Raw genomic sequence first — 12,329 nt, forward strand, 5'->3', positions numbered from 1 at the left:
CCGGACTGCGTCCGGATTCAGGGGAGAATATATATGTTGCTGAACAGTTTGTTTTTTATCTTTGCATTTTTACCGGCAGTGCTGCTGATATACTACCTGCTGCCTGCCGCGGGGAGGAATTGGTTCCTTCTGGCAGCCAGCCTTGTGTTTTATGCCTGGGGAGACCCGGTCTATCTTATTCTGCTGATATTTTCTGCGGTATTTCATTATATTATGGGTCTGCAGATCGGAGGAGAGGAGAATGACGGAAGACGGAAGAAACAGGATCTGATCTTTGCCGTGGGAGTGGATGTATTTCTGCTCTGTTTCTTTAAATATTTCGGGGCGGCAGCGAATCTGATCGGCAGCTTTTTTCATACACAGATTGCAGTCAGGGAGCTGGCGCTTCCCATAGGACTGTCCTTTTATACTTTTAAGAATCTGTCCTATCTCTTTGATATTTACTATGGCAGAACAGAGGCGGAGAAGAAATTTACGGATTTTGCCGCCTACGCGGTATTTTTTCCTGCCATGACCGCAGGGCCTATTGTGCGGTACAAGGACATGAAGGAGCAGATGAAGAAGCGCAGGGTGAATGCACTGCAGCTTGGCTACGGAGCCAGAAGGTTTATTCTGGGTCTTGCAAAAAAGGTGCTGCTGGCCGACACACTGGCCTCCCTTTATGGGGAGATCAGCGCAGGGGCAGGAAATATATCTGTGCTCACTGCCTGGATCGGTATGTTTGCCTTTACCATGGAAATCTATTTTGATTTTTCAGGATATTCCGATATGGCCATTGGAATCAGCAGAATGCTGGGATTTACGGTAAAAGAAAACTTTGACTATCCGTATATGTCAAAAAGCGTCACTGAGTTCTGGCGGAGATGGCACATCTCTCTCGGAAGCTGGTTCAGGGATTATATCTACATACCTCTGGGCGGCAACCGCGTGGGAACAGGAAAGCATATCCGCAATATCCTGATCGTGTGGTGCCTTACCGGAATGTGGCATGGGGCAGCGCTGAATTTTCCTGTGTGGGGGTTATATTACGGAGTACTTCTGATAGCAGAAAAATATATTCTTGGCAGCAGGCTGAAAAAACTGCCGGGCTGGGTATCAGGGACTTATACGATGCTGCTGGTAATGATAGGCTGGATGCTGTTTTCCCACAATTCCCTGGGGGAGGCAGCCGGTTATCTGGGGCATTTGGTGGGAATCGGGGCCGTGGGACTTGCGGATACGGAAGCGCTGTATTATCTGAAGACAAACCTCGTGGTCTTCCTGCTGTGCATACTTGCCTGCAGGCAGGGATTTTACCGATGGGTGGAGAGCCGGTTCCACGATTCTATAGTTGGCTCCGCAGTGCTGTACGGCGTGCTGTTTCTTCTGGGGACAGCCTGCCTGGTCTACAGCTCTTACCATCCTTTTTTATACCTGCGTTTTTAATAAAACAGGCGGGGATTCCCCACCGGAACGGAGAGGTTCATGAATGAAAAAAATAAAAACCTGCACAGGAGGGCAGCGATCATTACAGGCTGGGTATTTATCGCAGTCACAGCCTTTTTCTTTCTTGGCAGCCTGATCGCCAGAGACAGGACTTTTTCTGACAAGGAGAACAGAATGCTGGAACAGGCACCCGGTATCAATGGGGGACAGATCATATCCGGCAGATATGAGGAGAAGTTCGAGACGTATTTCACTGATCAGTTCCTGCTGCGGGATATGTGGATTGAGATGAAGGCCGGATTCGACCGGCTGATCGGCAGAGTGGAGTCAAACGGCGTCTATCTGGGAAAAGACGGATACCTGATAGAGAAGTTCACAGAACCCGACGGGAAAAACCTGAAGGAGACCTGCAGCGCCATGGGAGACTTCGCTAAGAGATATGGGGAAGTGAAGCAGTACGCCATGATAGTGCCTAATGCAGTGGAAATCCTCTCTGACAAGCTGCCTGCCTTCGCACCGGCAGCAGATCAGGGGAGGTATCTTGACACCCTCGGAAAAGAGCTGGAGGAGCAGGGGATCACGGTTCTGGATATGCGCGGCGTCCTGAAAAAGAACCGGGACAAGAAACTGTATTATAAGACAGACCATCACTGGACCACAGAGGCGGCGTATCTGGCGTTTCTGGAGGCAGGGAAGACCATGGGATACAATGGATCAGAGATCACATTTGACGCGCTGCCTGTCACAGGCGGATTCCAGGGTACACTGTCTGCAAAGAGCGGTTTTCGTTCAGGGGAGAAGGAGGAGCTGGAAGTATATCTGCCAAAGGACGGTTCCCCTTCTTCGGTGGTCAATTATGTGGATGAGCAGAAAAAGACAGCCAGTTTTTACGATACGGGAAAACTGGATACCAGAGACGGATACGCCTGTTTTTTGGGCGGCAACCACCCGCTTATCCGTATCGAGACACCAGTGCAGTCAGATAAGACACTTTTGGTGCTGAAGGATTCCTATGCCAACTGTTACCTGCCGTTTCTGGCGACCCAGTACCGGAAGATCGTGGCAGTAGACCCCAGGTATTATTACGGGGATTTGGAAGAGCTGATGCAGGTGGAGGAGATACAGGAGGTTTTATATCTGTATAATGCCAATACTTTCTTTTCAGACACATCCCTGCAGATGGTTCTGAGGGAAAGCTGAGAGGGAGAGGGGCAAAAATACAGGGCTTTCGCCGGTATAGCTTTCAGTTATGATTTACATACTAATTAGTTATAACGCTTTAAATGCATTGACAAAATTTTGAATAGTTGATAGAATTACAAGAAAAGTTAAGCTGTTCCGTGAAAACGGGAGAGCATGGGAGAAGGTGCTGTATGAACAAAAGAATTTTATCTATTCTGGTTGAAAATACGGCCGGTGTTCTGAGCCGGGTCTCCGGTTTGTTCAGCCGACGCGGTTATAATATCGACAGTCTTTCCGTGGGTATCACAACGGATCCGAATTATTCCCGTATGACAGTTGTCTGCAGAGGGGATGAACTGATTCTGGAACAGATCACCAAGCAGGTGGAAAAGCTTGAAGACGTACTTACCGTGAAGGTGCTGAAGGACGGGCAGAGTGTCAACAGAGAATTGATTCTGGTGAAGGTCCGTGTGGAGCCCGAGCAGCGACCGAGTATCTCTTCAATCGTGGATATTTTCCGTGCCAATATTATTGATGTGGGCAAGGAATCCATGATCATAGAGCTTACCGGTACCAAGTCAAAGCTGGAAGCGTTTATTGACCTGCTGGAAGGCTATGAGATTCTGGAACTGGCAAGAACGGGTATCACCGGACTTTCCAGAGGTGTTGATGATGTCTTCTATTTAGAAGAAGACGAGGAGTAATTTTACATACGTTAGCTAGAGAATGATTTTTTATTCCCTAAGATAAAACAATATGCTAGGAGGAAATTAAAATGGCAGTAAAAATTTATTATCAGGAAGATTGCAACATGGCACTTTTAGAGGGCAAGAAAGTTGCGATCATCGGTTACGGCAGCCAGGGACATGCACATGCTCTGAACTTAAAAGAATCAGGTGTGGATGTTGTTGTCGGACTTTATGAAGGCAGCAAATCCTGGGCAAAAGCAGAGGCACAGGGATTAAAAGTTTATACAGCAGCAGAAGCTGCAAAACAGGCTGATGTCATCATGATTCTGATCAACGATGAGAAACAGGCAGCTATGTACAAAAAAGATGTTGAGCCGAACCTGGAAGAAGGTAATATGCTCATGTTCGCACACGGCTTTGCTATCCATTTCGGACAGATCAAACCGCCGGCTAACATTGACGTTACCATGATTGCTCCTAAGGGACCGGGTCATACAGTAAGAAGCGAGTATCAGGTAGGAAAAGGTGTTCCGTGTCTGGTAGCTGTACAGCAGGATTACACAGGAAAAGCAAAAGACAGAGCACTGGCTTACGCTGCAGCACTGGGCGGAGCAAGAGCAGGTGTTCTGGAGACTACTTTCAAAGTTGAGACTGAGACGGACCTGTTCGGCGAGCAGGCAGTTCTCTGCGGCGGTGTATGCGCACTGATGAAAGCCGGCTTCGAGACATTGGTTGAAGCAGGATATGCACCGGAGAACGCTTACTTTGAGTGTATCCATGAGATGAAACTGATCGTTGACCTGATCTACGAAAGCGGATTCCAGGGCATGCGTTATTCTATCTCCAATACTGCTGAGTATGGTGATTACATCACAGGACCTAAGATCATCACAGATGATACCAAGAAAGCTATGAAGAAGATCCTGTCCGATATCCAGGACGGTACTTTTGCAAAAGACTGGATTTCCGAGAACCAGACAGGCTGCATGCACTTCGGCGCTATGAGAAGAAGAGAAGCAGAGCATCAGTTAGAGGAAGTCGGAGCAGAGCTGCGTAAATTATACAGCTGGAACGACACAGGCAAACTGATCGAGAACTAAATGTTAATGTATAAATAAAAACAGCCGCCGGGTGAAGGAAGTATCCTTTTCCCGGCGGCTTTGCCGTGGGGCCGCTGCCCCGCAGTTATTCCTGTAATTATGGCCGTTTACTGTTATAAAAATCAATGAAATCCTTTACCGCTGTGGTCTGCTGCAGGTTATCCAGGAAAGCGAAGCCGATATTCCGCTTGTGGATCGGGAAGGGGAGGGGAATCTCCACCAGGGTCTTATCCCTCAGTTCTTTTTCTACGAACTGGCGGATGACACAGGCCACGCCCAGGCCGATCTTGGCAAATTCAATGAGCAGGTCCATGGTGGACACTTCCAGCAGGTTGTTTGTCTCAATGTGGTGCATGGAGAGGTAGTCATCTATATACTGGCGGGTCATATTTTCCTTGTCCAGCAGCATTAAAGTGGCTGTGTGGAAGATATCGTCCTTGTGGTTGGTGCGCAGGGACAGATTGTCCAGGTAGGAACTGGTGCTGACGAAAATGTCCTCAATTTCCCCGAGAGAATCAAAATGTATGTGGTGAAGCCGTTCCGGTTCCCCGATAAGCCCCAGATCAATTTTGTTTTCCTTCAGAAGCTGCAGGGTATGGTTGGTGGACTGGCATTCAATAGTGATCTTCACATGTGGGTGCAGCTTGATGAATTCCTGCAGATAAGGAAGCAGCATGTATTTGCAGAGGGTAGTGCTGACCCCGATATGTAAATGCCCGATTCCCAGGTCATTGATCTTCTTAATACGGGATTCTCCCATTTGCAGGGAATAGAAGGCTTTCTGCACATAGTCGTAAAGGATCTCCCCCTCCTCGGTGAGCTGGACGCCTCTGGAATTTCTGGAGAACAAAGTCACATCCAGACTCTGCTCCAGTTTGCGGATGGATTTGCTGATCGCCGGCTGGCTGATATAGAGCTGCTCTGCGGCTTTGGAAATATTGCCCGCGTTGGCTACAGTGTAGAAGACGCGGTACAGGGATAAATTCTGCTCCATTTATAAAACCTCACTTCTGTATTTTATTTTACACCATATAAATAGGAGTTATGGCAGATATATTTAATATGTATTTCTATTATAACAAAAGATATGCTATGATAGCAATAGATGAAATCGATAGAACAAGGAGGAATACCCATGGGAATGACAATGACACAGAAAATTCTGGCTGCAGCAGCCGGTCTTGACAAAGTGGAAGCCGGACAGTTGATCGAGGCAGACCTGGATTTGGTACTGGGTAATGATATTACATCTCCTGTAGCAATTCACGAGATGGATAAAATGACCGTTAAGAATGTATTTGATAAAGACAAAATCGCGTTGGTTATGGACCACTTTATTCCGAACAAGGATATCAAATCAGCGGAACACTGCAAATGCGTGCGTGAATTCGCATGTAAGAATGAAATTACCAATTACTTCGATGTGGGAGAGATGGGCATTGAGCATGCGCTGCTTCCGGAAAAAGGCCTTACCGTGGCAGGTGACGTGGTGATCGGAGCGGACTCTCATACCTGTACCTACGGCGCGCTGGGCGCTTTCTCCACAGGCGTGGGAAGTACCGATATGGCAGCAGGCATGGCTACGGGAAAAGCCTGGTTCAAAGTACCGTCTGCCATCAGATTCAATATTGTAGGCAAACCGGCCAAATGGGTAAGCGGAAAAGACGTGATCTTACATATCATCGGCATGATCGGCGTGGACGGTGCTCTTTACAAATCCATGGAATTTGTAGGTGAAGGCATCAAAAACCTGAGCATGGATGACCGCTTCACCATTGCCAACATGGCAATTGAGGCAGGCGGAAAGAATGGAATCTTCCCGGTTGACGAGCAGACGGAAGCATATATGAAAGAACATTCCAAACGCCCGTATAAAGTTTACGAGGCAGATGCGGATGCGGTTTACGACGAAGAATATACCATTGATCTGAGCCAGCTGAAACCGACCATCGCATTCCCGCATTTGCCGGAAAATACAAAGACAATGGATGAGATCACAGAGGATGTGGTGATTGACCAGTCCGTGATCGGTTCCTGTACCAACGGCAGAATTGAAGACCTTCGCTGTGCAGCAGAGATATTAAAAGGCCGTAAAGTGAAAAAGGGCGTGCGCTGTATTATCATTCCTGCAACACAGAACATCTATCTGCAGGCAATGGATGAAGGACTTTTGAAGATCTTTATAGAAGCCGGCGCAGTTGTCAGCACTCCGACCTGCGGACCGTGCCTGGGCGGATATATGGGTATCCTGGCAGAGGGCGAGCGCTGCATTTCCACCACAAACAGAAACTTTGTGGGACGTATGGGACACGTGGACTCTGAAGTATATCTGGCAAGCCCGGCTGTGGCTGCGGCAAGCGCAGTAACCGGCAAAATTTCCGTTCCGGAAGAACTTGGATTATAGGAGGGTGAAGACATGAAAGCAAACGGAACAGTTTTTAAATATGGCGACAATGTGGATACGGATGTCATCATCCCGGCAAGATATCTGAATTCTTCTGATCCGGCAGAGCTGGCACAGCACTGTATGGAGGACATTGACAAGGAATTCGTGAAGAAGGTACAGAAGGGTGATATCATTGTGGCAAATAAGAACTTCGGCTGCGGTTCTTCCCGTGAGCATGCACCCATTGCCATCAAGGCAGCAGGGGTAAGCTGCGTCATTGCCGAGACCTTTGCCCGTATTTTCTACCGCAATTCTATCAATATCGGCCTGCCTATCATTGAGTGTCCGGAAGCGGCACAGAACATCGAAGCGGGAGATGAGGTGGAAGTGGATTTCGACAGCGGGATCATCACCAACAAGACAAAAGGAACCAGCTTCAAAGGCCAGGCATTCCCTGAGTTCATGCAGAAAATCATTAAGGCTGAAGGCCTGATCAATTACATTAACAGTCAGCAGTAAAACAGCAGGATATAAAACGGTCCATTTCGCCGGGAAAAGCGGGATGGGCCGTTTTTTATGTGCGTGGGGGGAGGTGATGGCTGCGATTCATTGGCTTTGGGATGGGCGGAATCAGGTTGTAAGAGGAATGAAAATATGATATTATTTTTGTACAGAGTTAGCAGAGGAAAGTGTATGATAAAAAACATGAAAAAGCAGACAAAATTCTATAACACACCGGATGCTCCAAAACCCAACCGTCCGATTCACATGGGTGCAGTTGGCATTATAAGAAATAACGGAAGGGTATTACTGGAACGCAGGACAGACGCAGATCGCTGGGCATTTATCGGCGGTGGCCTGAAAATGGAAGAATCGCTGGAGGAATGTGTGCAGAGGGAGGTAAGGGAAGAGACAGGACTTTGGGCAGACAGTCTAAAATTACTTAATGTATTTTCCTATCCTTACAGGATAGCTGCTTACCCGGATGGAAATATCGTGCGCATTATAACTGCGGTCTATGAGGTCTTTATAAAAGATTTTCAGGGACTTTGCTGCAGTGAGGAATCCAGAGAACTGCGTTTTTTTGAGACAGATGAATTATCGGGACTTACAATTGCAGAGACGCATAAGGATATTCTTGAATATTATATGTTACATTTTGCATAAGAAAAGGAGGGAGAATGTGATAAAACGGAAAATGGCGGCCGCTTCTGTGCTGTCTGTATTATGCATTTCTATGGTGGTTGGGGTAGGAGTACATGTAAATAACAGCATAAAACCGGATTTGATCATACCAAAACGGGAAGAGATTATAAAAGAAGGGTATCCAAAGAACGAAGAAGGGCAAACCTATGGTATTGGAGGCGTTATATATGGAGATTCTGAACTGCTGCTGGCTATAGGGGAAGATGATGTACAGGGATATGTGAAAAGCACAGACCTGGTTGGAGACCTGCCGGAAAGTCCTGAGGAGGCTTTGGAATTAAATAAAATAAAATCTTTCCGTATACCTATGTATCTGCAGGACGGTAAAACAGTGATTGGGGAATTTGTTGTTGGGTCACCGGCAGATGAGGAGGAAAATTGACAGGAGGGCTGCATCAGCCCTCCTGTCAGTGTTTGGCCTCAAATATTAATTGGAAAATAAAATTCCGGCAGTCCGGTAGAATATGGCGCTATGTCATACTGCTGAAAATAAATAACCAGTTTTCCCGGCTCTAAATAAAAATTGTTGATACGAAATGTGTTATGCAAAAGCGTTTTATAGTCATCAAAATAAGTACCGGGATTCTCTTTTAATCTTCTGGCAATCTGGCTTTCCATGGATACCTGCAGTTGATGCAGGGAAGAAGGCGTAAGAGGATAAAAATCTGTGAGCCGCAGCCTTTCTCCGCTGCTGAAATCCCATGTATCAGAAGTGCGTATTGTTTGCCCGTGGGCTCCGCCTGTATAAGTATATGTATCCGTATATAGGCTGGTGATGCATCCGGAATTATAGGTAATCTGGAAAACAACGTCCAGAGTATAAGCATTAAACGGGCGCGTGCCCTGTATGTATTCAAGGTCCTGTGCTGCCTGCGCAAATATCACATTCCTGCAGTAGTCCCGGGTGTTCTGGGCAAGTCGGAGATAGTAAGCATTTATGGCCTCGGCGGCTTTCACATTGCATGTGGTAGTAAAGGAAGGGTAGTTGATTTTATATGTTACGATCGGTATGTTTTTATATGATATGGTATCTGTTAAGGTATTTGTCGTGACTGTCTGCATATATACCACCTCACCGATTCATAATATAGATCATAAAATTAAGATACGCCGCGAATATACACCAGATGAGATAAGGAATTTGTAAATAAGCGGCAGCGGGGCTGATCTTATAAAACTGACAGATCATGACGATAATAACAAGAATCAACGCCAGCAGCCATATAAATGCAAGAAAATACTGGGAGAAACCAAAGAAAATAATGCTCCAGAAGAAATTGAAAAGCAATTGAACAGCGTATGTCCTAAGCGCCCTGCGCCTGCCCGGATTATTGGATTCATAGATGAGGTAGGAAGAAATTCCCATTAAAATGTAAAGTATTGTCCACACAACCGGAAATATAAAAGCCGGCGGACTGAGGGCTGGCTTGTTTATCATGTCATACATAGAACGGTTTCCGCTGATCAGGGTAGACAGAGAACCAATGGCCAGCGGAAGCAGGATGGAGATAACAAAAGAGCTTCTGTTTTCTTTACTCATATCTGTAATGTACTCCCTGTACGGGTATTTACCAAAACATATGCGTTTTTTTGATTACTTATGAGAAGTATTTGAAAGCTAATCCGTTTTCTTTATTTTATCACCGCCGCAGATTTCTTTGTGTACAAGGATGGTGTTCAAGGTGTCGCCAAGCTGGGAAAAACCGCAGCCAAGATCGCTAATTCGTCCTCTGTGCAGTTTTGAGAAAGAGCACAGGCCGCTGTAGATATAAAAGTAACAAGTTCACAGGAATTCATTATTATCATCTCTGCTTTATTATTATGCAGAAACAGCGGTAAAGTGATATATTCGGGAAAATTCCGCTTTATTCAAACCGGCAGGCTGGTAAAATATAATGTATAGAGAAAGAATTCGTGGTGGAGCGGCATAGGAAAACAATTGTTATGAGTAAAAAATTGGATAACAGTTATAAAGTGCAGAAGTAACGGAAACCGATAAAAAGCAGATTTATCAAAGGAATGTATATGGAATTTTATTTTAAATTGAAAGGCGGGAAAATGCACCTATACAGGGAAAACGGCATTTTTGATGATGATTTAGGGGAACTGGAAGAAACGTTTACCGGGAAGTTGAGAACGCATAATATATTTGGTGAAAACTTTGAACTGGAAGATATATCCGGTTTCTTTTCAAAAGGAAAACGTTTTTCAATCAAGAGTACCAAAGGGTTAAAGGGGGTTATCGAGAAGAAGGGATTTGGCGATAAATATGTTCTGAAAGAATAGATATATGGAATTTTAGTGGATGCTGCAAAATATGCTGTGCAATATTCAGTGTGTAATTTGCAGTATAAAGAGGAGGTCTGATATGGGTAAAAAAGGTTATAGTGAAAAGGGATTCTTTGAAAGTTGGAAGCACTATGATGACTGAATATTGAAAAAATAAAGAGATCATGTTCGATTACTCTGGAAGCCGTCCTTCGTACATGATACTTAATTCTCCATACACCTGAGCCCAGTTCCGGATGGTTGTGGTCCATTTCTTTGTGGCCTCAAATTGGGGATATGGCATCCCAGTTATCCTTCCAGAGCTTCATGGGATTCGGATATTTGGGCGTCCATTTTTCTGTTACCCGGTCAAGTGCTGCCAGCGCCTTTTTTTCATCAGCTGCCTGGTAGATGAGTCTTTGCAATCAGTTCATCAAGAGCTTGTGCGCCAGTAGGATTCACTTCAGGAGTAATCTGTACCCGCATCCCTTTGAGTTCATCGACGCGCCATGACAATTTTTCAGCAGACATTGTACTAATGTCAGCGTCGAAATCAAAGTTAGGGTTGATCTCCTTATTTTCTTGTAGATGTTTAAGAAGTTCAATTCCTTCTTTAGCTGAATTAGATAAATTGTCTAATCCATTTGTATCCACTTCAGGAGCAATGTCAATCAGGCCGAGGTCAGACAGGACATTATTGAATTGTTCTGCTTGGTCAGCACTGACACCAAGTACATCCATGGTGTTTTCCAATGCTTGTTCCATTTCTTTACCTTGCGCATACTGCCCATCGGATAAATCTATGGATTTTAATTGTTCAGATGTGTATCCTGATAATGAAGTGGTTGCTGATTTTAATGCAACATCTTGACCTTCATATGCAGACTGTACTTTTTCAGATATTTCGGCATATTGAGCTGCAGCCTCTTTGTTTCCGTTAAAATCTCTGTTTGTAGGAGTTTCTAGTGCCTTTCGATATGAATCTGCAACCTTATCGACAGCATCGTCTTTAACAGACAGGTCAGCTTTGAGTTCAATATTATATTCACCTGCAGTTTCTTTGATTTGTTCTGCAAGTTTGTCGGCAACAAGAGTAGTATTCTTGCCATAGGTATTCTCTTTGAGGATTTGTTTACGTTCAATTGCAAGAGTATTTACTGTACTTCTTGCACCTTCTATTTCGTTATTATAGGTGTCAGCTTCTCTTTCGGCCAATAACTGCATAACATCCGCAGTTTCTTGTATATCTTGTTTGAGTCCGGCAATCTTATCTTTTTGTGCGTCAATAGCGGTCTGATTCCCAAAAGTCATTCCTTCAGAAGTCTCGTATTGACCAGCTTTGGTCGGTTCCGCATAATGTGCTTCAGCCTCGGCTAACTCTCCAGCCAAATCTTTGATATGCTCTTTTACTTGGTCAACCGTAGCAACAAAGTTATTGGAAAAACCATAATCCTCCAAACGACCAAACATAGCCATAAATGGTTCAAAACCAATACCCATCCGTTGCGCAGCATCTTCAAGGTCGGCTATATTGTACTGCCATTTTTCAAATGATTGACCGCTTGCATCAACTGCAGGAACTTATTCAGAAAATCCTTTCGTTCGGAGATCTTCCAAGAAGTTTTTACATCCAGATGCATCATCTGTTAAATAGCGAACTGCTTTTTCATAATTTTCTATGAAGTTGACAGGATTGTCTGCTCCAGAAGAAGAAAGCCATTTTGCTATGGATTTGAAATCATCAGTGCCGACAAGTCCTTTGGCGTAAAGTTCCTGAGCTGTTTTTATTTGAGAAACCATTTTCTCATAATTGCTACCTGCATTCGGTGTTTCAGCGGCTTTTGTTGCTTCGTCTAACAGAGGAGTAGCATTTAAATCAACAGCAGCTTGTTTGGCTTCATAGAGAGCCATTTTCAATTCCTGCGTCTTCACCAAATTTGGCAACAAAATTGGCATAATTGGTTCCCAATTCATCAAGAACATCATTGAAGTCCATACCTTCTTTGATTTGTTTTGGCTGATACCTTTTATTTTGGAACCGATTGTCTTTGTCAAAGAATTTACTTGTGTAGC

The 12,329-nt window shown here is 44.9% G+C and carries 15 protein-coding genes and 1 pseudogene; 9 read left to right on the top strand and 7 right to left on the bottom strand.

Features of this window, described 5'->3' with window-relative positions; translation table 11 throughout:
* Positions 1 to 33 precede the first annotated feature (33 nt).
* From WMO65_RS02040 to ilvC, 4 genes are all read left to right on the top strand, one after another.
* Positions 34 to 1,425 carry an MBOAT family O-acyltransferase gene (locus WMO65_RS02040; protein ID WP_148391514.1) on the top strand — a complete coding sequence of 464 codons (1,392 nt, stop codon included), beginning with the start codon at positions 34 to 36 and terminating at the stop codon, positions 1,423 to 1,425.
* A 39-nt stretch (positions 1,426 to 1,464) separates the two neighbouring features.
* The gene (locus WMO65_RS02045; RefSeq protein ID WP_148391513.1) at positions 1,465 to 2,625 is read left to right on the top strand and encodes a DHHW family protein; all 1,161 of its coding nucleotides are present in this window, start codon (positions 1,465 to 1,467) and stop codon (positions 2,623 to 2,625) included.
* Between the two features lie 173 nt (positions 2,626 to 2,798).
* Positions 2,799 to 3,311, top strand: a complete 513-nt coding sequence (ilvN, locus tag WMO65_RS02050) for an acetolactate synthase small subunit (RefSeq protein WP_033140411.1) — start codon at positions 2,799 to 2,801, stop codon at positions 3,309 to 3,311.
* Between the two features lie 71 nt (positions 3,312 to 3,382).
* The gene (gene ilvC, locus WMO65_RS02055) at positions 3,383 to 4,396 is read left to right on the top strand and encodes a ketol-acid reductoisomerase (RefSeq protein ID WP_033140410.1); all 1,014 of its coding nucleotides are present in this window, start codon (positions 3,383 to 3,385) and stop codon (positions 4,394 to 4,396) included.
* 97 nt (positions 4,397 to 4,493) lie between these two features.
* Here the strand turns inward: ilvC and WMO65_RS02060 are convergent, their stop codons facing one another.
* Positions 4,494 to 5,390 (bottom strand): LysR family transcriptional regulator, encoded by an 897-nt coding sequence (locus tag WMO65_RS02060; protein ID WP_033140409.1) that lies wholly within the window; start codon positions 5,388 to 5,390, stop codon positions 4,494 to 4,496.
* Between the two features lie 141 nt (positions 5,391 to 5,531).
* Between WMO65_RS02060 and leuC the strand changes: the two genes are divergently transcribed.
* The 4 genes from leuC to WMO65_RS02080 all read left to right on the top strand — a co-directional run bounded on the left by leuC (position 5,532) and on the right by WMO65_RS02080 (position 8,370).
* The gene (gene leuC, locus WMO65_RS02065; RefSeq protein ID WP_103732976.1) at positions 5,532 to 6,800 is read left to right on the top strand and encodes a 3-isopropylmalate dehydratase large subunit; all 1,269 of its coding nucleotides are present in this window, start codon (positions 5,532 to 5,534) and stop codon (positions 6,798 to 6,800) included.
* A 12-nt stretch (positions 6,801 to 6,812) separates the two neighbouring features.
* Positions 6,813 to 7,301, top strand: a complete 489-nt coding sequence (leuD, locus tag WMO65_RS02070; RefSeq protein ID WP_033140407.1) for a 3-isopropylmalate dehydratase small subunit — start codon at positions 6,813 to 6,815, stop codon at positions 7,299 to 7,301.
* A 174-nt stretch (positions 7,302 to 7,475) separates the two neighbouring features.
* Positions 7,476 to 7,949, top strand: coding sequence for an NUDIX domain-containing protein (locus WMO65_RS02075; protein WP_054351172.1), 474 nt, complete (start codon positions 7,476 to 7,478; stop codon positions 7,947 to 7,949).
* Positions 7,950 to 7,965: 16 nt separating this feature from the next.
* Positions 7,966 to 8,370: a hypothetical protein gene (locus WMO65_RS02080; protein WP_148391511.1), complete on the top strand. Its 405-nt coding sequence runs from the start codon at positions 7,966 to 7,968 to the stop codon at positions 8,368 to 8,370.
* A 38-nt stretch (positions 8,371 to 8,408) separates the two neighbouring features.
* On the opposite strand, the gene WMO65_RS02085 is transcribed toward WMO65_RS02080, so the two are convergent.
* The 3 genes from WMO65_RS02085 to WMO65_RS26510 all read right to left on the bottom strand — a co-directional run bounded on the left by WMO65_RS02085 (position 8,409) and on the right by WMO65_RS26510 (position 9,756).
* Positions 8,409 to 9,050: a DUF3298 and DUF4163 domain-containing protein gene (locus tag WMO65_RS02085; RefSeq protein ID WP_148391510.1), complete on the bottom strand. Its 642-nt coding sequence runs from the start codon at positions 9,048 to 9,050 to the stop codon at positions 8,409 to 8,411.
* Positions 9,051 to 9,060: 10 nt separating this feature from the next.
* A complete protein-coding gene (locus tag WMO65_RS02090) occupies positions 9,061 to 9,528 on the bottom strand; it encodes a TspO/MBR family protein (RefSeq protein ID WP_033140404.1) in 468 nt (155 codons plus the stop codon).
* A 78-nt stretch (positions 9,529 to 9,606) separates the two neighbouring features.
* The gene (locus tag WMO65_RS26510; RefSeq protein ID WP_353963992.1) at positions 9,607 to 9,756 is read right to left on the bottom strand and encodes a DUF6774 domain-containing protein; all 150 of its coding nucleotides are present in this window, start codon (positions 9,754 to 9,756) and stop codon (positions 9,607 to 9,609) included.
* 257 nt (positions 9,757 to 10,013) lie between these two features.
* Between WMO65_RS26510 and WMO65_RS02095 the strand changes: the two genes are divergently transcribed.
* A complete protein-coding gene (locus tag WMO65_RS02095) occupies positions 10,014 to 10,274 on the top strand; it encodes a hypothetical protein (RefSeq protein WP_147396166.1) in 261 nt (86 codons plus the stop codon).
* Between the two features lie 175 nt (positions 10,275 to 10,449).
* Here the strand turns inward: WMO65_RS02095 and WMO65_RS02100 are convergent.
* The 3 genes and pseudogenes from WMO65_RS02100 to WMO65_RS02110 form a co-directional block, all read right to left on the bottom strand.
* A pseudogene (locus WMO65_RS02100) lies at positions 10,450 to 10,675 on the bottom strand (transposase); the annotation flags it as partial.
* Positions 10,653 to 11,756: a hypothetical protein gene (locus WMO65_RS02105; RefSeq protein WP_148391509.1), complete on the bottom strand. Its 1,104-nt coding sequence runs from the start codon at positions 11,754 to 11,756 to the stop codon at positions 10,653 to 10,655. The gene WMO65_RS02105 and the pseudogene WMO65_RS02100, both read right to left, overlap by 23 nt.
* An 81-nt stretch (positions 11,757 to 11,837) precedes the next feature.
* On the bottom strand, positions 11,838 to 12,311 hold the full coding sequence (locus WMO65_RS02110; protein ID WP_148391508.1) for a hypothetical protein: 474 nt from the start codon (positions 12,309 to 12,311) through the stop codon (positions 11,838 to 11,840).
* Between the last annotated feature and the right edge of the window lie 18 nt (positions 12,312 to 12,329).

Source organism: Blautia caccae, assembly GCF_040095955.1.
GTDB classification, from domain to species: domain Bacteria; phylum Bacillota; class Clostridia; order Lachnospirales; family Lachnospiraceae; genus Blautia; species Blautia celeris.

Excerpts from the sequence above, each read along its gene's own strand:
- WMO65_RS02040 (WP_148391514.1), top strand. The coding sequence starts at position 34 with ATGTTGCTGAACAGTTTGTTTTTTATCTTTGCATTTTTACCGGCAGTG.
- WMO65_RS02045 (WP_148391513.1), top strand. The coding sequence starts at position 1,465 with ATGAATGAAAAAAATAAAAACCTGCACAGGAGGGCAGCGATCATTACA.
- ilvN (WP_033140411.1), top strand. The coding sequence starts at position 2,799 with ATGAACAAAAGAATTTTATCTATTCTGGTTGAAAATACGGCCGGTGTT.
- ilvC (WP_033140410.1), top strand. The coding sequence starts at position 3,383 with ATGGCAGTAAAAATTTATTATCAGGAAGATTGCAACATGGCACTTTTA.
- WMO65_RS02060 (WP_033140409.1), bottom strand. The coding sequence starts at position 5,390 with ATGGAGCAGAATTTATCCCTGTACCGCGTCTTCTACACTGTAGCCAAC.
- leuC (WP_103732976.1), top strand. The coding sequence starts at position 5,532 with ATGGGAATGACAATGACACAGAAAATTCTGGCTGCAGCAGCCGGTCTT.
- leuD (WP_033140407.1), top strand. The coding sequence starts at position 6,813 with ATGAAAGCAAACGGAACAGTTTTTAAATATGGCGACAATGTGGATACG.
- WMO65_RS02075 (WP_054351172.1), top strand. The coding sequence starts at position 7,476 with ATGATAAAAAACATGAAAAAGCAGACAAAATTCTATAACACACCGGAT.
- WMO65_RS02085 (WP_148391510.1), bottom strand. The coding sequence starts at position 9,050 with ATGCAGACAGTCACGACAAATACCTTAACAGATACCATATCATATAAA.
- WMO65_RS02090 (WP_033140404.1), bottom strand. The coding sequence starts at position 9,528 with ATGAGTAAAGAAAACAGAAGCTCTTTTGTTATCTCCATCCTGCTTCCG.
- WMO65_RS02095 (WP_147396166.1), top strand. The coding sequence starts at position 10,014 with ATGGAATTTTATTTTAAATTGAAAGGCGGGAAAATGCACCTATACAGG.
- WMO65_RS02105 (WP_148391509.1), bottom strand. The coding sequence starts at position 11,756 with ATGGGTATTGGTTTTGAACCATTTATGGCTATGTTTGGTCGTTTGGAG.